This window comes from Janthinobacterium sp. 64, assembly GCF_002813325.1.
Lineage (GTDB): Bacteria > Pseudomonadota > Gammaproteobacteria > Burkholderiales > Burkholderiaceae_D > Janthinobacterium.
On sequence record NZ_PHUG01000001.1, the window covers coordinates 3,608,475 to 3,629,618 of the forward strand.

The window sequence follows — 21,144 nt, forward strand, 5'->3', positions numbered from 1 at the left end:
AAATGTTCATAAAACTCCGGCCGCGACCTTGGCGCCGCGGCCGGAAAGGCCTCCCGTCAAGCCCGGACTGCGCTTACGGCTGCAAGCCGCGCCGCTCGTTTGGCGTGAGCGCCTGCAGCTGCGGCGCCGTCAGCGGCCCCGCGCCCAGCACCTGCACCACGCCGGCCGGCTGGTAGCTGGACGCTTGCGGCTCGCTGCCCTTGCCCTTGCTGCCCTCGTCCGCCTGCTCGTTGCCAAAGCCCAGCACCTTCACGGTAAACAGCGATGGCAGCGCCTGGCGCGTGGCGGCCCGTTCGCGCTGCAGCACGTCCTGCGCCGCCGTCACGGCTTGCGAGGCGGCCGCGCTGGCGTTGCTCAGTGCGCCCACGTTCACGGAAGCGATGGTCGGCACGCCCGTCGACTTGCCCTGCACCTGGATGTTTTCCGCATTCACCACCTGCAAGGCAGCCAGGTTGACGTTGCCCGAGACGCGGATGCCCGCCTCGCCCGCGTCGATGCTGCCCAGCGGGGCGATCAGGTCGATGTCGCCGGGCGGCACCTCCGGGATCGGATTCAGGGTGGCGATGCCGGCGCCCGTCGTCGGCGTGCTCGGCGACAGGCTGACCAGGCCGATGCTGTCGTAGGTACGGCGCTGCGGCGTGTAGACGACGGTGGACTTGGTGCCGCGGCCCGCATTGATGTCGCCCGTGGCCGACCAGGCCAGGATGTTGCCGCCGAAGGTGGTGAAGATGCGGCTCTGGCCCAGCAGGATGCTGTCTTTCGCATACATCTGGATGTCGCCCTGTCCCTGCGTCAGCACGCCCGAGCCTTCGCCCGGCGCATAGCCGCCATCGACGCCGATCAGCGCGCGCCCGCCCGGCACCGTGATGCCGATGTCGCCGCCGGCATCCGTGTGGATGCCCGCATCGTTGACGGTCACATAAGGCACGTTGTAGTCGGGACGGCCGGCCTCGGCCCATTCCTGCGGACTCAGGTAACGCACGCCCGCGACGGGACGCTTGGTGTACACGCCGCCGTATCCGTTGACCGTGTACAGCGCGCTGCTGAACATCGTCAGGTCGCCCTGGTACTCGATCTTCTGGCCCGCCTTGTCCTGCGATGGGAACAGGGTGGCGATCGCTTCGCGGCCGCGCAGGTAGCTGCCGCGGCGCATGCCGTCCGGATCGTTGTACTCGCGTCCGGCCGCCTTCAGTTCGGCAAAGTAGACATTGCTCAGGTAGACCTGCTGCTGTTCCTTCGGCAAGGCGGCAAAGAAACTGCGCGCATCGGTGGCCGGGTCGTAACGGATGCCCAGGCCGCTGTCGCCGCCAAAGCGCGTCGTCAGCCAGTTCACCAGGTGCAGCTGGCTGACCTGCGCATACTCGCGCGCCAGGTCGCGCCGCACGCCGCCCGTCTGCTGGCCGGCCTTTTCCAGTTCCGCCTGCTTCGTGCCGAGGAAGGCGGACGCGCCCGCCTCGTCGCCGCTGTAGGCGAACTGGCCGCGCAGCCAGTCGGCCAGGGTCAGCTTGCCGCCGTAGACATACACGGCGCTGCCGGCCTGGTCGGCCAGCGGCTTGGCCGGATCGGCCAGCCTGGACGGGTCCAGATAGCGCGCCGCGAAGGCCGCATAGTCGGGACCGTTGCGGCCCACGCCGGCGGCCACGCTGATGCCGGCGCCGTTGCCGCGCTTGTCCTGGCCGACATTGACGATGGAGCCGAGGCTGCGCAATTCCGCCTTGTCGGCCATGTACAAATCGCGCCCGGCGCTCACGTTCAGCTGGCCCGGCCCCGCCACATAGAAGGTGCTGTAGCGGATGTCGCGGCCGGCGCTGACGACGGAAACGTCGTCGGCATGGCGGTGCACGAACAGGTTGCCGCGCGCCGATGAGCTGCCGAAGACGACCGGCTTTTCCGGCAGTTCGGGACTGTTGGCAAAGGGCTGGCCGGTCCATCCCGCTGCGCCGTCCGGTACGCTCTCGACGTTGCCGAGCGGCGTGCCGGAGTTGACGATGTCGCGTCCGGCACGCACGGCCACGGCGCCGCCGCCCTCGTACCACAGGCCCAGGGCGCCGCTGACGCCCTTCAGGTTGCCCCGGTACACGATACCGCCCGTGCGCAGGCCGACGATGTCGCCGCTATTGGCATAGAAGTGCGCGGGCAACTGGCCTGCCGGCACATAATCGGAAACCGTCGGCGGGGTCATGCTGAACAGCGGATACGTCTGCTGCGCACCGCTGGCGCCGTTGCTGGTCGCCCCCAGCAATTTCAGCGCTGAAGGCGCCAGCGCCTCCTGGCTGACGTTATGCAGCGGCAAGTGGCCGAACCACACCGGGCCCAGGGCACCGACGAAACCGGGATTGAACGGGCTCGGCAAGAGTCGCGGATCGGCGCCCGATTGCGTGATCGGATAGCCGGCCGCATGGATGGAGTCGGCGGCCAGCATTTCCAGCTGGCCCGCGCCCGTCCTGACAAACTGCGGCGCCACCGGTGACGGCGCCAGGATCACGCCGTTTTGCGGCATGTCGACCTTGCCGCCATCACCCAGCCTGCCCAGGCTGGCATTGCCGTAGTACAAACTGCCGCTGGCGGCCACGGCGCGCAGCACGGACGGCATGACGAAACGCCCGTCCGACGGCGCGTAGTTGTCGCCGACCGTCGCATTGATCCAGGACGAGGTGGGCGTCAGGTTGCCGCCCGCGCTGAACAGGTCGATGGCCGTGGCCGGCGTCCACAGCGAGAACCAGCTCCAGCCTTCGCCGGTGCGCTCCACGCCCTGGTAGCTGAACGGCGAACCATAGCCCAGTTGCTTCACGCGGCCCGCATCGGCCACGCCGCCCAGCACCACATCGCCGCGCGCATCGATGCGCACGCCGCTGTCGCCCGGCACCAGGATAGGCCCGCCGCTGGCGATCGCCGTACCCGCCGTGTAGGTTTCATACGGCCGCGATTCCTTCGGATCGGCGCGGTCGAAGCGCAATTCGATGCCGCCCACGGCGCCCGCCTCCAGGCGCAGCGCGCCGCGCAGGTTGGTCAGCGTGCTGTTCAGGCCAGGCAGCTGGCGTTCGAAACGCGTGTTCGGGTTCGGCCGGTCGCTATTGCTGTCGAAGCTGCGCACCTCGGCCACAGGGTTCAGCCCGCCGCCGATGCGGATATCGAGATCGCCGCCGCCCGTCAGCAGCAGCTTGCCGTCCGGCGTCACCCTGCCCGTGCTGCCCACGGCCACGTTCAGGCCCTGGCTGCGCGGCGCGAACTCGCCGCCCGCATCGGCGCGCGAGGCCAGCATGCCGGCGTCGCCGCCCGCCTGCAGCAGCAGATTGCCGCCACCGAGGGTGCCGATGCCCGTAAAGCCCGACAGGAAAGGCATGCCCGAATACAGGTCCGCCCCTTCGGTGCCCGGAACATAGGTGCCGAAGTTGATCCACCATGCCGTCGGCACGCCGCCGCCCGTGCTGCCGCTGCCCTGGCGCCACAGCCAGGTGCCGATGTCGCTGGTGTCCTGCTGTGGACGCAGCCAGCCGATCGCGTCTTCGCGCCGGCTGACGGAGGCGGCCAGCGTATCGCCCTTGACGTCGCCCTGGGCGCGCAGCAGCAGGTTGCCGCCATGCTCGGGATACCAGGCGCGGTACAGGCTCTGGCTGCCGCCGTCGACGAACGGGATGAAGGCATCGCCGTCCGTCCCCAGCAGCTGGCCCTTGACGGTCCGCGCGCGCGGCAGATTGAACAGGTCCTTGCCGCCCACCAGCGGCGAGGCCGACTGCGTGCCCGCCGTGTAGACGCCATACAGGGAACGCATGTCGAAGTCGCCCGCAGCGAGCAAATCGAGGTCGCCCGTGCCCGTGCGCAGCACGCTGAACAGGGGCTGGCGCGCCGGCTCCACGCTGATCACCTCAACGGGCGGCGTGCCCTCCGCCACCTTGATCACAAAGTGCGCAAAGTACTCCAGCATGATTTCCTCGCCGCCAAAGTCTTCGACATTGACGTCGCCCGGTCCGTAGCCCTCGGCGATAGCCGCATCGCTGTAGATATATTTGGCCGGCAAACCCGTGCCCGGCTTGATGGAAGTCACCTTGCCCATGCCGTAATGCGCATCGGCCAGCATCAGATGCGCGTCCTTCGCATGCGGCTTCAGCGCGCGCGTGTCGGCGGCCGCCGTATCGGCGCCACCCACCAGGCGCAGCGACCACGCTTGCGAACCCTGGGCCAGCATGGGCGCCAGCGCCAGGTTGCGGCCCTGGCTGCCGCTGCCATCCGCGCTGCGCAGCGACACCATGGTGACGTCGCCCGGCAGCTTGACCACGGTGCCGGCGGGCAGCACGCTGCCCTTGTCCAGCGCCAGCGCCGAGGCCAGCACCACGCCATTGACGGCATTCGTGGCATCGGCCACATCCCACGGCCTGCCTTCGGGGAAAGGCAGGGCCACGTTCGCCGGCCACAGCATGGCCGCCACCCTGGCCGCGCCAGGCAGGCGCAGGCCGGCATCGAGCTGCATGCCGCTCGACAAGGTCAGCGCCTTTGGCAAGACCGTGCCAGCCGCGTACAGCACGCTGCCGTCGGCATTGCGCACGGCGCCGCCCAGCACGCTGCCTGCCGGCAGATTCAACTCCGCCGTCAAGGTGGCGCGCGCCGCCAGCAAGGTGCCACTGCGCAACTCCATGGCTTTCATCGGCACGGCGAAATTGACGCTCGTGCCCGATTTGAAATACGTGTCCTCGGCCAGGGTCACCAGGCCCGCTTGCGGCACGACAACCTCGCCGCCCCACGGCAGCCGGCCTTTCACCAGCTGCCAGCCCTTGTCATCGACCGTGACTGGCAGGGCGCTGGTATCGAAACCGTCGGTGATGCTGCCAAAGACGCTGAGCTTGCCGCCAGCGCGCAGCACCAGCGCACCGGCCTCGCCCGAGCCGTACACGCCGCTCAGGCGCGCCAGCGGGTTGACGCCGTCGTAGCGGTGGCCGGACAGGTCGATGTCGCCATCGATATGCAGGTCGCCGCCCGGCGTGGCGCTGACGATCTCGACGCCGGGGCGCAGGTGAAAAGCGTTGGCGTCGCCGCGCAAGCCGCGCAATTTGTTGTCCATCAAGTTGCCGTTGGCCAGTGCGTGGGCCATGAAGGCCTGGCTGTCCGCGTGTTTCTCGTCCAGGTAAGCCTGGTTGATGCTCTGGTAGCTGCGGCCGTCCGCATCCTTGCCCGTGCCAGCCGGCGCATCCTTGTATTGCCAGAAGGCATTAACGTTGACCGTGCGCGCGCCGGCGATGTTCAGCGCGCCGGCCGCGTCGATGTCGATGTCGTCGCCCGTGGCGCCGCCCAGGCGGCGCGCGTTCAGGTCGATGCTGCCGTAGTTGCCGCCCTTGTCTCCGCTGCGCAGGTCGAAACGCGCGCCGCTTTCCAGGGTCAGGCGGCCGCCAGGCGCGGCCAGTTCGATCACGGCGCGGTTCGGCGCCTCGATCACCTGGCCATAGCTGTCCGTGCGCAGCACCGTGCCGTGCGCATCGAGCACGGCGCCGGATTGGATGGTGACACCGTCGCGACCGGCCAGGCGGATGCTGCCCACCTGCTCGCCGCTGGCGTCGATGCGGCCGCTCACCGTCAAGCTGCCGCCGTCGACGGAGACGCTCACTTCGCGTGCCTTGAGCTCGTCGCCGATGGTCAGATTGCCCTGCTTGAGCTGGAAGCTGCGGCTGCCGAACACCTTGCCCGTGTTCAGGCGCTGGTTCAGGCCGGCGAAGTCGCCGATCTGTTGGGCCCGCACCTCCACGCCGCCCGCCGCGTACGGCACCTGGGTACCGCCCGCGTCATAATGGCCGCTGGCGCCGCCCAGCAGGCTGCCGCGCAAGTCGGCCGTGCCTGCCGCGTCGCCCGTGGCGACCACGCTGAGCTTGCCGGCGCGGTTGTTCACGGCCGACACGTCGATCACGGAAGCGGCCGCCTGGCGCACGTCGCCTGCGCGGCTGTCGAGGATCACGTCGCCGCCCCAGCTGTACTTGCTCGTGTCGTAGAAATCGATCTTGCGGCCCGCCAGGTCCAGCTTGGCCTTGTCGCCCAGCAGCACATCGCGCTCGGCCGACAGGGTCAGCTTTCCGCTTGGCAGAACCACCGAGGTATCGACGCTGACACTGTTGCCGCTGAGCGCCACTTCCGCGCCCAGGGCGCCGGCCAGCGCCGCATTCGTCGGCGTGGCGGCAGCGGCACCGGCCGGTGCGCTCACCTTGACGGCGCCGCCCGCCGTGAGGCGGTTGACGGAGCCGGCCGCGCCCGTCAACAGCGGCGTGTTGATCAGCAGATCGCCGCCGCTGTAACGGTAGCCATTGGTGGCCGTATCCCACGCGCTTTGCGACTGGTAGACGGACAGGCTGCCCTTGTTGTTGGCCGTCAGCTGTTCGCTGGCATTCAACGCCACCTGGCCGAAGCCCAGCATCAAACGGTCGAGGTTATGGATGGTGTCGGGACGGCTGTCCGGCGTAAAGCCGAACTCGATGCGCCTGGCGTCGACCTGCAAACGGCCGCTGCCCGTGCCGGGACCATTGGCGACCACGGCGCCCGGTGCATTCGTCGCGCCCTGCCACACGAGGGTGTCCGTGTGGATGCGCGCCAGCGCGTCCGTGCCGCCATAGCCGTAGATGGCCGGCGTATTGAGCACCAGGCGCGACAGCGAGGACTTGCCCGTGGCCGCATCGATGGTCGACAGTTGCGACGAATCATAGAAGTTGAAGGAATTACGCGCCGTCAAACCCAGGCTTTCCAGCGCCGGTGCGCCCGTGCTGGTGTCGCCGCGCAGCAGGCGGTCGAGCACGCCCTGGTTCAGCGCCAGGCCGTCGGGCAAGGCGCCGCGGGCGCTGGCGTCCGCCAGCGACGCCTCGCTGCCGACATTGATCGCCCCCATGCCCAGCACCAGGTTGCGCGTGCCGTAGCGCACGTTGTCGCGCAGGGTAAACGCGCGCTCCGTCACGGCCGCGATGGTGCCCTCGGAATACAGCGAGGTGCTGCCGCCGCAGGCGCCGCCAACTTTCGTGCAGGCGCCGATATCGATGATGCCGGGGCCATACGATTCGGACGACGGCGGCGCGGCCGGCAGCATGTCCAGCCAGCCGTTCGAGACGGCCAGCACGCTGCCCATGGGCTCGTACACATAGCCATCGCGCGAATCCCAGGCGGCCTTGCCGCGGCCCAGCGTATTGATGCCGGAGCCCTGCTCCAGGATGATGCCGTCGTCTTTTCTCGCCGTCACCAGAAACACTTCGGCCGCCTTCAGCACGGCGCCGTCGCGCAGCACGATGCCGCCCGCCGATTCCTTGATGGCGGCGATATTGGCGTGCTGGTTGCTGCCCGTGCCAAAATCGCTGTAGTTCACGCGCGGCAAGCCGCCGATGCCCACGCGCTGAGCACCGAAGGCATTGATCTGCGACGCATGCACGGACACGCCATCGAAATCGGCCAGCGGCGCCGTGCCGTCGGCCAGCACTTCGTAGCGCGTCGACGCATGGTTGCCCGTGCCCAGCAACAGGGAGCCGCCGAAGCCGCCCTCGGCCGGCGCATACAGGGCGCTGCCATCCATCATCAACGGCGTGTGGTTATCCTTGACGCTGTGCACGGATGGGGCGATCAGCTGCACCCGCACGCCCTTGGCATCGCGCTCCAGCGCGGCGCGCGGCACGCCGTCGCGCGTGGCTTGCGCCACGGCAAAGGCGGCATAGCCCGTTTCATTGTATTGCGAATAGCTGCGCAGCACGTCGGCCGGCGTCAGGATCGCTTGCTGCGCCACCACGTCGCGGATCGCCGTGCCTGCCACGCCCGTCTGCGCCGCCGTGGCAAACGAACCGTTGCGCATGGCGATCGTGCCGCCCGTCTCGACGGCGCCGGCCAGGCCATTCAATTCCACGCGGAAAGCACCGGGCAGCAGGGCGAAATTCGATGGCAGCAGGGTATAGGTGCCGGCCGCCAGGCCAGGCACGCCCGCCGCTATGGTGATCTGGCGTCCCACGGCGGGCTGGCCCGCGCCTTGCTCGGCCGTCAAAGGCGCCACGTCGGGCTGTACGCCGGGAATGATGGCGTACACGGGATTGGTATTCAGGCCGGGCAAGGTAAAGCCGCCGTTCGGCTTCATCTGCACCAGCGGATTGAGGCGCGCGTCGGTGGACCCGCCGCGTCCGGCCAGGAAGGCCGCGCCCGTCAAGGTGCCGCCGCCCGACATGTCGAGCACGGCGCCGGCCTGCACGTCGATGGCGGCGCCCGTCAAGGCGATCTCGGGGCCGTTGCCCACGCCCTTGAAGACGACATCGTTGCCGTCATACAGGTAGCTCAAGCCATCGAGCGTGCCGCCGTAGGGCATCGTCAAGCCTTTCGCGCTGACCGAGGTCAGGCTGCCAGGCAACAGGTTGACGCGGCCCGTATTGGCTTCAAAGCCTTCGGCGCCCAGGTTGATCTGGCCCAGCGGCGCGCGCAGCACGCCATGCTGGTTGATGGTGGGCGCAACCAGGCTCAGGGTGCCGAACACGGAGAACGGCTGGTTTGGCGTGGCGCCGTCGCCGCTGCGCCCGATATTGAGCGTGCGCAGCGGATCGAGCGTGACGCGGAGGTTGCCGTATTCGTCGATGCCGCTCTGCTGGCCCACCGTGACCATGCCGCTGTCGCCCGTGGCCGGGTAGATTTGCGCGGCCACCAGGGTGGCATTGCCGGGCTGGTACAGGGCGGCGCTGTTCGACAGGCGCATGTCGCCGCGGCTGTTCAGGGTCAGCTGCTCGAAGGCATCGCGCTCGACCACCAGGTCGGCGCCGCTGCTCTGCGCGATGGTGCCGCGCGTACCCATGTTGACCTCGCCCGCGATATCGAGCATGCCCGCATCGATCTGCAGCAGGGAATCCTCGGCCACCAGCGGCACGCCCAGGATGCCGCGTCCCTTGCCCAGGTTCTTCGAACCTTTCACGGCATTGGGCACGATGTAATCGTCCTTCTGCGCACGCACGGCCGTACCCAGGCGCACGTACGGCGCCGCCAGGTGCACCTGGCTGGCAAGGCTGCCCGCCTTGTCCTGGCCATCAGGCAAAGGCTGCTGCGCCAGCCCCAGCGAGGTGGCGCTCAGGCGCAGGCTCTGGCCCAGCGACAGCTTGACGTCGCCGTCAAAACTGAGCATGCCGTTCACATGCAGGGCCAGGTTGTCGAAACCGCCCGCCTGCACGCGGTCGGCGCCCAGGCGCGCGCTGCCGTAGCGCAGCGCCGCATCCTGCTGGCCGGCGCGCAAGTCCTCGGGCAAGGCGCTGTCGCCCTGCACCTGCGCCAGCTGCAGTTCGCGCGGCACGCGCACCGCGTTGTCCACGTTGTCGCCTTGCAAGTCGTAGCGGTTGACCTTGCCATAATTGGGCGTGTCCAGCGCCAGCGCCAGGGTGCCGCCGGCCGCACCGGCGCCACCGGCCACGGCGCGCAGGGTGCCATCGGCAAAGATGCCGTTATACGAACTGAGCGCAATCAAACCGCCGTTGCCGGCCACGTTGACGGCGCCCTGGTTCGGCAAGTCCAGCGTGGCTTGCGCGCCGCTGGCGTCAAGCAGCGCACCAGGCCGCACGACGACAAAGGCGTCAGCCGCGTCGACGCTGGCGGCGTCGGCCTTGTAGCGGGCACCGATTTCGATGCTGCCGCCCTTGTCGGCGCGGCCATAGCGGTCGCCGCGCATGTCGGTGGCGACCGTGGCGCGTCCGGCGACGTCGAGCACGGCCTTGTCGCCGATCCAGATCGACGTGGCTTGTCCCTTGCCGTTCGGCACATCCACCTCATTGCCCGTGCCAAACGTGCCGGGCAGGACGGCGATCTTGCCGCCCCAGGCGTCGAGGCGGCCGTCGATGGTGATCTGGTCATTGCCTGTCAGGCTGATCTGGCGGCCCGGATCGACCTTGATGGCGGCACCTTCCTGCACCGCCAGGGCCCCCTTCACGTAGGAGCTGCCGGCCGTCAGCGACAGGTTGGCGCCGGCGCGCTGCGTCAGACGGGCCTTGCGCGCATCTTCCTGGTACAGCTGTGGCGTCCACAGTTCCAGCGCTGCAGCCGGATCGGTACCGCCCGCCACCGTGTGGCCCGTGGCGGGATTGAAACGCAGCACGGGCATCGCGACATCGATCTGCGCATCCTTGACCACCACGACGCCATCGCGGCCCGTGATGGCGTAGTCGGCAAAGCCGCTCTGGAACAGGCTCGCGCCCAGCGCCAGCATGGGCTGGACGGCAACATCGCGTCCCAGCACCATGCCAGTCGGCAGCAGCATGCCGCGCGGCGCGCGCACGTCGTCGGTGGCGACGCTGCCAGCCGCATACTGCGTCGTCACTGGCTGAATCGGCAAGCCGTTCGGAAAAACCGCCGCCGAGACCTCGAAACCTGTAGTGAGACCGTTGATGGCCGTTACCACGCTGCCGGCGGGAACGATGGAACCACCCCAGACATACGCCGTGCCGTTGATGAAGAAGCTCGCGCCCTGCGGCACCAGCAAGTCGGCCCCCAGCACCAGCGGTTTCTGCATCGACACATCCGCCGTCACGGGCTTGGCCAAGGTCTGGCCCGGCTTGATCAGGCTGGTGATGATGGCGAAATCAAAGGGGACCTTCTCGCCCTTGGCAATCAAAAATTCATCGCTCAGGCGCAGGCCGACGGGGGCGCTGCTCCCCGCCGCCAGCACGTCGCCGCCCTGCAGCTTGCCGCCGATGCTGACGGCCGTGCCGCTGTCGATCACCAGGCGCCCGCCGCCCTTCACGCCATGGCCGCGCAACTCGCCGTCAAGCTTGAGCAAGGCGCCCGTCGACGCTTTCTCCGTCGGCAGATCGACCGCCAGGGTGATGTCGCCGCCGCGCCCGCCCTGCAGGCTGCCATTGCTCATCAGGGCCGCGCCGGACGAGACGTCGATGACGCTGCCGCCCGTCAGCTCAACGCCGCCCGAGCTTTTCAGAGTGACCTTGCCGCCATTCACATATGGCAAGCCGGCGACCGCGCCCGGATCGAGTTCCAGGTTGCTCCACAGGCCGCGCGCATCGAGACGCACGCCGGGCGCCACGCGCACGCCGGCCGTTCCCGCAGGACGGTTGTCCGGCACCAGCTTGCCTTCGACCCATACCGCGCCCGCATTCGCCAGGTAGCGCGAGATGATGTCACCGGCGGCGATGCTGCCGCCGCGCGCGCTCACGTTCGCCTTGATGGCCACGTCGGTGGCGTGCAGGGCGACGTCGCCGCCATCGGCCACGCGCACGTCCCCGTTGACGTCGAGCTTGTCGTAGGCGTAGATATTCAGGGCGCCCAGTTCCAGGCCATTGAGCCAGTCCGCATCGAGCTGCAAGGTCTTGCTGCGCGCGGCCGGCAAGGCTTCAGTGAGCAGCTGGCCATCGGCAACAGGCGCCACCTTGCCGATCTCGACTTTTTCCAGCACGGCTTGCGGGCTGTCGCGCAGCTGGCCCGCCTTCGTGTCGAAGACGGGCGTCATTTTGCCGACGATCAATTGACCGGCGCGCGCCGCCGACGTCTGCGCCTGCTTGTAGCTATCCATGCCGTCATCGCGCTTGCGCTGCTGGCGCTCGCCCTGGAACACGGACGTGTCGATATCGCCTTCCAGCACGGCCGCGCCCGTGGAAACGATCAGGCGGCCCGCATCGCGGCCCACCGTGTAGCCGTTTTCCAGGCGTTCGCGCGGACCGATCAAGGCATTCGCATAGGTTTCCGTCGTGTTCGCGCCCCAGCGCGCATGCGTGCTTTCAAAGCCGCGGTACAAGCCAGTGTACAGATTGTCGCCGGGGGCAGTGCTGAGCTTGTACATCGCGCCATCGGCGCCCTTCAGCCACGTCTGCCTGACCATGCCCGTCTGCACGTCCAGCGAGCCGCCGGCGATATTGATGCGCGAACCGGCCTGCGTCACCACTTCGCCGCCGCCAAAGCCGACGGTGCCGCCCTGGGCCGCCCACTCGCCGATGCCGTGGCCACTGGTATTGAGGTAGCCGCTCACTTCCAGCAGGCCGCCGGCCGTGTACCAGCGGTCCGTGGCGTAGCCATTGGTGCCGGCCGGCACCAGCACCAGATCGCGGCGGTCGACCCACACGTCGCTGTTGTTCAGGTATTTCGCGTCGCGGCTGCCAGGTGCGTCGCGCTGTTCGTTGCCCTGCACATTGATCAGCACATTGTTGCTGCTCATGTCGACCTTCACGCCGACGGCGCCGGAGACGTCGATGGCGGCGTCGCGCGCCACGTGGCTGCGGCGGGCCGCGTCGACCAGCACCTGGCCGCCCGTGGCCAGGGTCAGCGAATCGCCTTCGAATTCCACGTTACCGGCCGAAACGATGCGCACCAGCGACTGGTCGCGCCGGTCCAGCGGCGTGTCCGTGCCCTTGCCCGTGTCTTTCAGCAAGGTATCGCGCTGCACGTCGAGCGCCGTGGCGCCGTTGTCGTCGATAAAAATGGCGCTGACGCTGCCGCGTCCCATGGTGACCTTGGCGTCCTCGCCCGCCGCCGACAGGTGGATGGCGCCGCGTCCGTTGACGGAGGTGCTCGACAGCAGCATGCCGTCCTGGCGCAGCGTGTTGCCGCTCAGCGTGATGTCGCCGCCGGCCGACTGGATCAAGCCGCGGTTGACGACGGCGCCGGCGCCGCTGCCGGCCGTGCGCAGCATCTCGACTTCATTGCCGCGCGTGCTCGAATGCTGGTTCTTGTCCGTGCCCTGGCCCGGGCGCACGACGATGGCGTCGCCGGCGGCCAGCGTGGTCTGGCCATTCGGCGTGGTGATGGCGCCCGCATTGTCGACGCTGCGGCCGGCCAGCAGCACATAGCCGCCGCCTTCCGTCACCGTTTGCGGCTTGCGCGTGTCGATGCGCGCGCCGGCGGCGACGACGACGTCGGCCTCGGCCTTGCCATGCGTAAAGGTATTCTGGCCCAGCAACAAATCATTCGCGAAGGTCGGCACGGCGCCCGCGCCCTGCGCCTTGCCGTACAGGCCGCTCTTGAACTGGCTGTCGCTCATGCCCATGGCGGCGGCCGCCAGGTTGCGCGTATCGACCTGGCTGCTGCCCGTAAACACGATGCCGTTGCGGTTGACGATCATCACCGTGCCGTCGGCCTTGATCTGGCCCTGGATCTGGCTGGGGCGCGCCAGCGGATCATTCACGCGGTTCAAGACGGACCAGTGCGATTTCTGCTCGAACTGCACGGTGGTGTTTTTGCCGACGTTAAAACTTTCCCAGTTCAAAATCGCCTTGTCGTCCGTCTGCACCACCTGCACGACGGTCTTGCCGTCGGCCTGGCTCTGCACGGGGCCCTGGGCGTTGAGCCAGCCCGCCGTCAGGCTGTTAGTGTCGACCTGCAAGCCGCCCTTGACCAGGCCATCGGGCGCACCGCCGGCGGCCAGTGCCGCCTGGCGCGCAGCCGCCTGCACCGCCTGTTCGGCGGCGATGCCGCGCGCGGCCAGCAACAGGTTGTTCAGCGATTGCTGCAGCTTGCCTTCGGCCTTTTGCTGCTGCAGCAAAGGATTGTTCAGCGAGGTGGCCGGCTGGCCATTCGGCAAGCGTCCCGTGGTGGCGGCCGTGCCCTGCTGCGCGCCCTTGCCCGCGAACCAGGCGCCGCTGAACGGCTGCTGCGCTTGCGCACCGCCCGCCTGCAGCAGCATGGCGATGGCCAGCGCCAGCGGTTTCAGGCGCACCGGACGCCCGTGGTGGCTGCCCGCCATGGCGGAGGAGGATGCGTGTTTCGTGACCGACTTGCTTCGCTGCATGGCGACATTCCCTTTTCATGTTCCGTTGCTGACCGATATCGCGAAAGGGCGCGCGGCACGCACGGGGCGGGCGGCAGGCACTGATTCGCGGCTTCCAGCAGCATTGACAGGGAACAAGGTCCGGGACTGCAAAAGGTCATGAAAATGTCATAATTGGCTGAGCACCTCGGGGCGCCAAGGCGGAGCGCCAAGGCGGGGCTCAGCCGAACAGCACGATGCCGCCCGGCAGCCGCGTCACGCGCGCGCCATACGCGTCCTGGATCAGGGCGATCACGTCGTCGAGGCGGTCGAGCGAAAAGCTCGCTTGCACGCGCGTCAGTTTCAAAGCCTCGCCATTGAGGATCAGCTTGCCGGGACGGTAGCGGTTCACCTCGTCCACCACCTCGGCCAGGGTGCTTTGTTTAAAAACCAGCAACCGGTGGCGCCACGCGCTGACGTCGCTTTTTGCCACCGCGCGGGCGATGCCGAAATGCTCGGGCCGGTAGCGCAGCTGCTGGCCCGCCGCCAGTTCCGCATCGTTGCCGGCCTGCGCCACGCGCAAGCGGCCCGCCAGGCACGTCACGCACACTTCCTGGCCGAACAGCCGGATATTGAAGCGCGCACTGCCGGCCGACACCGTGCCGTCGCCCGCCTGCACGCGCACCCGCGCCGCGCCGCGCAAGCCGGCCTGAAATTCCGCTTCGCCCGCCAGCAGCACCAGCGCCGCGGCGCCATCCTGCAGCGGCGCCGCATCGAGGCGCGTCTGCGTATTCATCTGCACCAGCACGCCGCCGTCGAGCGCCACTTCGCGCTGCTCGCCCGTGCCGGTGGCGTAGTCGGCGGCAAGACCGGCCACGGCCGGCCACAGGTCCGTGGGCGGGCGCAGCACCAGTAAACCCAGCGAGGCGGCCACGGCGCCACCGAGCCAGGCGCGCCGCGCCACGTTGACGGGCGCCTGCGCCCGCTTGACGGCGCGCGCGGCCGGCGCCATGGCGCCCCACACGGCGCGCGCCTCGGCAAAGGCGTTGGCATGCTTGCGGCTGCGCGCGCACCAGTGGCGAAACACTTGCGCGTCGCGCTCGCTGACCTGGCCCGAGGCCAGGCGCACGACCCACGCCTGCGCTTCCTTCTGGATGACACCCATGTCGTCTTCCGTTTGTTCAATCATGATGTTTAGACGTTTTTCCCGCGCCGGGACCGAAGCGCTGGATGAAATCGCGTCCCATGCGTTCACAACAGTGTTCGAGGCCGGCGCGCAATTCCTTCTCCACCGTGCGGGCGGAAATGCCGAAGCGCTCGGCGATGTCGCGGTGCGGCAACTGGTCGACGCGGGCGGCGATGACGATGGCGCGCCGGCGTTTCGGCAACTCCTGCATGGCCCGTTCCAGTTCTTCCAGTTCGGCGCGCGCGCTGAAGGTGCGGGCCGGGTCGGCCAATTCATCGGCCATCTCGTACAAGTCGTCGATGTCGGGCAGGCTGAGCAGACGCGCATTGTCGCGGCGTTGATCTTCCGCAATGTTGATGGCGATACGCATCAGATACGCGGACGGGTAGCTGATCGCCTCGGGCGTATTCATCCGTTCCACCCGCAGATACGTTTCATGCAGCGCGTCATTGGCCAGGTCTTCCGAGCCGAGGCGGCGCTGCAGGTGGCGGCGAAACTGGCCGTAGCGCTCCAGGAACAGCTTGCGCAAGGTGGTTTTGAGTAATTCCGACATGCTCAGGGCGCTCCAGCCAGCTGCAGGTAGGGCGCGCAATCGGCGCCAGGGTCGGGCCGCGGCGTTAATAAAATCGTCAGCGGCTGCGGCAAGCCCGCCGGCGGCGCGCCATCGATCAGCAGGCTGCTCAAGCGCAGCAGCACGGCACGGTCGCGCTGTTCCACGCCGCTCGGTTCGAGCACGTGCACGGCGCGCACCTTGCCCCGCTCGTCAAGCCACAGCTGGAAGGCCAGCCGGTAGCGGCCAAAGGCGTCCGGATGCAGCCGGCACAGGGCGCGCGTGAGCGAGCGCTGCAGGATGGCGGCATAGCCTTGCAATGCTGCGCTGGCAGGGGTCACTTCGGCAGGCACGGGCGCTGCTGCCACGGGCGCGTCGGCCAGCGCCAGCAAGGTAAACGCATTGCTGCCGCTGAAGCGCGCGCCCAGCTGGGTGCCTGCCAGCAGGCGCTGCAGCGCTTCGGCCGGCGTGTAATCGCCGCGCACGGGCGCGGCCACTTTGCCGGCCGCCAACTGGCTGCTGACGAGCACGGAATACCCGGTCACTTCGCCAAACGCCACCAGGGCCGCATCGAGCGGCTGGGCGGGCAAGTCGAAGCGCACGGTGGCCTGCGTGCCGGCCTCATTGCCGGACGCACTGGCAGCCGGCCGCGCGAATGTCATGAATGTCATCAATGTCATCAGCAAGCAGGCGGACAGGGCATTACCCCTTGCGGTGCGGCGGTGGATTCGTGTCATTGTCCAGGGAAATCAACGAGAGCCTGCTCATGAAGTGTCTTGACTGCAATGTTGTCTGCAGAATGGCAGGATGGTAGCTTCATAAAATGACAACTGCATGACATGGCGCCAGCCCGCATCCCGCCTGTGTCATCGCCGCGACATATGATCTTGCTATGCTGAACGCCTCATCCACCTCTCCGGGAGCCGCCATGGCACGCCTGTTATCACTGTTGCTGCTGGCCTGCGCCACCCTGCCCGCGCAGGCGGACGAGCACACCGTCGTCGTGCAAGCCGCCGCACCGGAGAAGGGCTGCGTGGAAGTGGAAGTGAACGGCAAGCGCGCGCAATCGATGTCTTGCTTGAGTGAAAAATTATTACCCAACAGCAACACCGTGAACCGGCCGCCGCCTGCCCTGTCCGGCGCGGAGGCGGTCATGCAGCGCCCGTCGAACCAGCTGGGCCTGTACAACCGCGCCGCCCTCGAACACCGCATGGGCAATGCCTTTGGCAAATCCGTCACGCCGCAGCGCCCGAGCACGCCGCCGCCCGCCAGCCCGCTGCTGCCGCCGCGTTGACCTTGTTGTCAACGCACAGTCCATTTGCGCTGTCAAGATTGCGCAATCGCGCCGATTGCGTATCATTCCAGGCTTGATCGCTCTGGAAACAACCATGCTGCCCACTATCGAACAACGCCTTGCCCTTGAACTTGCCGCCAAACCGGTGCAGGTTGCCGCCGCCATCGAACTGCTCGACGAAGGCGCCACCGTGCCCTTCATCGCCCGTTACCGCAAGGAAGCGACCGGCGGCCTCGACGATATCCAGCTGCGCCTGCTCGAAGAGCGCTTGCGCTATCTGCGCGAGCTGGAAGAGCGGCGCGCCGCCATCGTGGCCTCGATCACGGAACAGAACAAGATGACGCCCGAGCTGCTCGACGCCGTCATGCACGCGGAAGACAAGACGCGCCTGGAAGATTTGTACTTGCCGTACAAACAGAAGCGCCGCACGAAGGCGCAGATCGCCATCGAAGCGGGCCTGATGCCGCTGGCCCACTGTTTGCTGGAGAACCCTGAACTGACGCCGGAAATGGAAGCGGGCAAGTTCCTGCGCGACGCGTTTACTAGTGCCGACGGCAACAACCCGGGCGTGGCGGACACCAAGGCGGCCCTCGACGGCGCGCGCCAGATTCTGATGGAACGCTTCGCCGAAGACGCAACCTTGCTGCAAACTTTGCGCGAATACGTGCAGGAACATGGCATCGTCGAATCGAAAGTGGTGGAAGGCAAGCAGGACGAAGGTGAAAAATTCGCCGATTATTTCGACTACTCGGAAACCATTTCCACAGTCCCATCACACCGCGCGCTGGCGCTGCTGCGCGGCCGCCGCGAGGTTATCCTCGACGTCACCCTGCGCCTGGACACGGAAGCGGAAAAACCGAAATGGGATGCGCCGCACAACCCGTGCGAAGGCCGCATCGCCGCCCGCTTCGGCATCAAGCAACAAGGCCGCCCGGCCGACAAATGGCTGGCGGACACGGCACGCTGGACCTGGCGCGTGAAAAGCTTCATGCACCTGGAAACGGAACTGATGGGCGCGCTGCGCGAACGCTCGGAACTCGACGCCATCAACGTCTTCGCCACCAATCTGAAAGCGCTGCTGCTGGCCGCGCCGGCCGGCCAGCGCGCCACCATGGGCCTCGACCCTGGCTTGCGCACGGGCGTCAAGGTCGCTGTCGTCGATGCCACCGGTAAAGTCGTCGACACGGCCGTGATCTACCCGCACCAGCCGAAGAATGACTGGGACGGCTCGCTGCATACGCTGGGCCGCCTGGCCGCCAAGCACAATGTGTCGCTCATTTCGATTGGCAACGGCACCGCCTCGCGCGAGACCGATAAACTGGCGCAGGATTTGATCAAGCAGCACCCGGAAGCGAAGATGACGAAGATCGTCGTCTCGGAAGCGGGCGCGTCGGTGTATTCGGCGTCCGAATTCGCGTCGAAAGAGTTGCCGGACATGGATGTGTCCCTGCGCGGCGCCGTCTCCATCGCCCGCCGTCTGCAAGACCCGCTGGCCGAACTGGTCAAGATTGACCCGAAATCGATCGGCGTGGGCCAGTACCAGCACGACGTGAGCCAAAGCCAGCTGGCTCGCTCGCTCGATGCGGTGGTGGAAGATTGCGTGAACGCCGTCGGCGTGGACGTCAATACGGCGTCGGCGCCCCTGCTGGCGCGCGTGTCCGGCCTGTCGGCCAGCGTGGCGCAAAGCATCGTCAGCTACCGCGACATGAAGGGCGCGTTCACTTCGCGCGCGGCCTTGAAAGCCGTGCCGCGCCTGGGCGACAAGACGTATGAACAGGCTGCGGGCTTTTTGCGCGTGATGGGCGGAGACAACCCGCTGGACGCTTCGGCCGTCCACCCGGAATCGTACCCGCTGGTGGAAAAAATCCTCGCCGACATCAAAAAGGATATCCAGGCCGTCATCGGCGAAACGGCGCTGCTGAAAACCTTGAGCCCCGCAAAGTACGCCGATGAAACGTTTGGCGTGCCAACCATTTCCGACATTTTGAAGGAACTGGAAAAGCCGGGCCGCGACCCGCGTCCGGAATTCACCACCGCCACCTTCAAGGAAGGCGTGGAAGAAATCCGCGACTTGCGCCCGGACATGATTTTAGAAGGCGTAGTCACCAACGTGGCCGCCTTTGGCGCCTTCGTCGACATCGGCGTGCACCAGGATGGCCTCGTGCACATCTCGGCCCTGTCGAACACCTTTGTAAAAGACCCGCACACGGTGGTCAAAGCTGGCCAGGTCGTGCGCGTGAAAGTGCTGGAAGTCGACGAAAAGCGCAAGCGCATCGCGCTGACCATGCGTTTGACGGACAGCGCGCCGCAGGCGGGCAGCAAACCCGAGCAAAAGGGCGACCGCAACGACCGCCGCAGCATGGCGCAGCACCAGTCGCAGTCGCGCAATGCGCCCGAGCCGGCCGGCAGCATGGCCGCTGCGTTCGCCAAGCTGCGCGGCTAAGTGCATGGCCGCCGGGCATGATCTGATCATCCTGGCGGTGGATGCCGCCAGCGCCGATGCCCAGTTGCTGCTCGACGCATTGTCGGACGCGCTGCTGCGCATCAATGGCGACAGTGGCCGTTCTTCCTTCGATGTAGAAGCGGCAACGCCGCGCGGCGGCTTTTACCTGGCCCGCGATGCGGCTGGAGAACTGTTCGGCTGCGCCGCCCTGCGCCCGCTGGGCGAAGCGGACAGCGCCATAGGCGAACTCAAGCGCATGTATGCGCGCCCGGGTTCGGCCGGCGTGGGCGCGGCCCTGCTGGCCCATGTGGAGGCGCAGGCGCGTGTGCATGGCTACCAGGCCTTGCACCTGTCCACGCGCGTGGCGAATAGCCGTGCCGTGGCGTTTTATGCCAAACACGGCTATGCACCCGTCATTGCCTGGGGCAAATACGTGGGTGCGGCACAATCGGTATGCCTGGGCAAGACCTTATAAGCGTCAGCGTGGCTGACTTGCCCGATTTATGACTTGAGCGCATACCCGTGCCGTCGTTTTCTTATAAAATGACGGCATCTATTTATTTACCCATCAGAGGCAGCTATGAGCGACGTACAAACCTGGATCAAAGAAACCGTGACGAACACGCCAGTCGTGCTGTTCATGAAGGGCACCGCCCAATTTCCGCAGTGCGGCTTTTCCGGCCGCGCCATCCAGATCCTGAAGGCCTGCGGCGTGGAAAACATCGCTACCGTCAACGTGCTGGACGACCCGGAAGTTCGCCAGGGCATCAAGGATTACTCGAACTGGCCAACCATTCCGCAGCTGTATGTGAAAGGCGAGTTCATCGGTGGTTCCGATATCATGAATGAAATGTTTGAATCGGGCGAATTGAAATCCCTGATCAATGCCTGATAGCCAGCTTGCGCGGCCGCGCCGTATCGTCGTGGCCATCACGGGCGCCACGGGCGCCGTGTATGGCTTGCGGCTGCTGCAGTTACTCGGCGCCATCCCCGGCGTCGAGACGCATCTGGTCTTGTCGGATGCGGCCGTACTGACCCTGCACCAGGAAACGGGCGTGGGGCGCAAGGACATCGAAGCGCAGGCACATGTGGTGCACAAGCTGCGCGACATCGGCGCGTCGATCGCCAGCGGCTCGTTTCAATCGGATGGCATGGTCGTCGCGCCGTGCTCGATGAAGACGCTGGCGGCCGTGGCGCATGGCTTGTCGGATAATTTGATCACGCGGGCCGCCGATGTGGTGCTCAAGGAGCGCCGGCGCCTGATCCTGATGGTGCGCGAAACGCCGTTCAACCTGGCGCACCTGCGCAATATGACAGCCGTGACCGAAATGGGCGGCATCATCTTCCCGCCCTTGCCAAGCTTTTATCACCACCCGCACAGCATCGCGGACATGGTCGACCATACGGTGGCGCGCGTCATCGACCTGCTCGGCATCGAGCACGCCCTGGCGCCACGGTGGAATGGTTTGAAAACGCCAGACCAGCCAGCAACAAACTAACAGGCTACATCACCAACTACGCACGTCACGATGCCTGACAAAAGCGTAGCGAGCGTCAGTGATTTGTGGCCGAGAAGCGCAACCGTGCTGAAGCACGGTGAGCATCGCCGGCCGCAAAGCGCGATGCGCAGTAGCTTTGGTCAGGCATCCCTCATCTCTTGTCGAACTGCATGGCACTTGCCTGTTTCAAATCCCTGGCTTCTTCAACCATCCTGCGGTGGGCGATCCGTTTGCGCATCACTTCCGCATGTTGCGCGGCAGTCATGGGAGGCACGGTCATCAAGTCCTTCAGCTGCGCGGTATTGCTGTAGTTACTTTTCATAAGACGGCTCAAATGCTCGGCTCCGTAGTGGATGAACTGGCTGCTTCTGCTGTGATTATGCGCTGGTATTGGCTGCCGCGCCGCTGCGTACGGGATTATTGTCAAATAATTCCGCTGCAGCGCAACATGCGAGGTCTTATTGTGCAGCAAAATCATGTCTCCAGTATGACCTTGCGCAAATAAAATGACA

Annotated in this window: 10 protein-coding genes; 5 read left to right on the forward strand and 5 right to left on the reverse strand. The window is 66.9% G+C overall.

What is annotated here, in order from left to right:
- Window positions 1–73 precede the first annotated feature (73 nt).
- The 4 genes from CLU91_RS15860 to CLU91_RS15875 form a co-directional block, all read right to left on the reverse strand.
- Window positions 74–13,702 carry a filamentous haemagglutinin family protein gene (locus CLU91_RS15860; RefSeq protein WP_100874926.1) on the reverse strand — a complete coding sequence of 4,543 codons (13,629 nt, stop codon included), beginning with the start codon at window positions 13,700–13,702 and terminating at the stop codon, window positions 74–76.
- Between the two features lie 199 nt (window positions 13,703–13,901).
- Window positions 13,902–14,849, reverse strand: a complete 948-nt coding sequence (locus tag CLU91_RS15865) for a FecR family protein (protein ID WP_100874927.1) — start codon at window positions 14,847–14,849, stop codon at window positions 13,902–13,904.
- Window positions 14,842–15,399 (reverse strand): RNA polymerase sigma factor, encoded by a 558-nt coding sequence (locus CLU91_RS15870; RefSeq protein WP_100874928.1) that lies wholly within the window; start codon window positions 15,397–15,399, stop codon window positions 14,842–14,844. Before CLU91_RS15870 ends, CLU91_RS15865 begins: the two co-directional genes overlap by 8 nt.
- A gap of 2 nt (window positions 15,400–15,401) precedes the next feature.
- On the reverse strand, window positions 15,402–16,067 hold the full coding sequence (locus CLU91_RS15875; protein ID WP_157814710.1) for an STN domain-containing protein: 666 nt from the start codon (window positions 16,065–16,067) through the stop codon (window positions 15,402–15,404).
- A 257-nt stretch (window positions 16,068–16,324) separates the two neighbouring features.
- On the opposite strand from CLU91_RS15875, the gene CLU91_RS15880 reads away from it, so the two are divergent.
- From CLU91_RS15880 to CLU91_RS15900, 5 genes are all read left to right on the forward strand, one after another.
- Window positions 16,325–16,690 carry a hypothetical protein gene (locus CLU91_RS15880; RefSeq protein WP_100874930.1) on the forward strand — a complete coding sequence of 122 codons (366 nt, stop codon included), beginning with the start codon at window positions 16,325–16,327 and terminating at the stop codon, window positions 16,688–16,690.
- A gap of 94 nt (window positions 16,691–16,784) precedes the next feature.
- Complete coding sequence (locus CLU91_RS15885; RefSeq protein WP_100874931.1) at window positions 16,785–19,133, forward strand: Tex family protein; 2,349 nt, start codon at window positions 16,785–16,787, stop codon at window positions 19,131–19,133.
- 4 nt (window positions 19,134–19,137) lie between these two features.
- The gene (locus tag CLU91_RS15890; protein ID WP_100874932.1) at window positions 19,138–19,608 is read left to right on the forward strand and encodes a GNAT family N-acetyltransferase; all 471 of its coding nucleotides are present in this window, start codon (window positions 19,138–19,140) and stop codon (window positions 19,606–19,608) included.
- 105 nt (window positions 19,609–19,713) lie between these two features.
- On the forward strand, window positions 19,714–20,025 hold the full coding sequence (gene grxD / locus CLU91_RS15895; protein WP_100874933.1) for a Grx4 family monothiol glutaredoxin: 312 nt from the start codon (window positions 19,714–19,716) through the stop codon (window positions 20,023–20,025).
- A complete protein-coding gene (locus CLU91_RS15900; RefSeq protein ID WP_100874934.1) occupies window positions 20,018–20,632 on the forward strand; it encodes a UbiX family flavin prenyltransferase in 615 nt (204 codons plus the stop codon). The genes grxD and CLU91_RS15900 overlap by 8 nt, the downstream gene beginning before the upstream one ends.
- 151 nt (window positions 20,633–20,783) lie before the next feature.
- Here the strand turns inward: CLU91_RS15900 and CLU91_RS15905 are convergent, their stop codons facing one another.
- Window positions 20,784–21,110 (reverse strand): hypothetical protein, encoded by a 327-nt coding sequence (locus CLU91_RS15905; RefSeq protein WP_100874935.1) that lies wholly within the window; start codon window positions 21,108–21,110, stop codon window positions 20,784–20,786.
- Between the last annotated feature and the right edge of the window lie 34 nt (window positions 21,111–21,144).

Coding starts and splice junctions, on each gene's coding strand:
- CLU91_RS15900 (WP_100874934.1), top strand. CDS start 20,018: ATGCCTGATAGCCAGCTTGCGCGGCCGCGCCGTATCGTCGTGGCCATC.
- CLU91_RS15885 (WP_100874931.1), top strand. CDS start 16,785: ATGCTGCCCACTATCGAACAACGCCTTGCCCTTGAACTTGCCGCCAAA.
- grxD (WP_100874933.1), top strand. CDS start 19,714: ATGAGCGACGTACAAACCTGGATCAAAGAAACCGTGACGAACACGCCA.
- CLU91_RS15880 (WP_100874930.1), top strand. CDS start 16,325: ATGGCACGCCTGTTATCACTGTTGCTGCTGGCCTGCGCCACCCTGCCC.
- CLU91_RS15905 (WP_100874935.1), bottom strand. CDS start 21,110: ATGATTTTGCTGCACAATAAGACCTCGCATGTTGCGCTGCAGCGGAAT.
- CLU91_RS15860 (WP_100874926.1), bottom strand. CDS start 13,702: ATGCAGCGAAGCAAGTCGGTCACGAAACACGCATCCTCCTCCGCCATG.
- CLU91_RS15865 (WP_100874927.1), bottom strand. CDS start 14,849: ATGATTGAACAAACGGAAGACGACATGGGTGTCATCCAGAAGGAAGCG.
- CLU91_RS15875 (WP_157814710.1), bottom strand. CDS start 16,067: ATGACATTCATGACATTCGCGCGGCCGGCTGCCAGTGCGTCCGGCAAT.
- CLU91_RS15870 (WP_100874928.1), bottom strand. CDS start 15,399: ATGTCGGAATTACTCAAAACCACCTTGCGCAAGCTGTTCCTGGAGCGC.
- CLU91_RS15890 (WP_100874932.1), top strand. CDS start 19,138: ATGGCCGCCGGGCATGATCTGATCATCCTGGCGGTGGATGCCGCCAGC.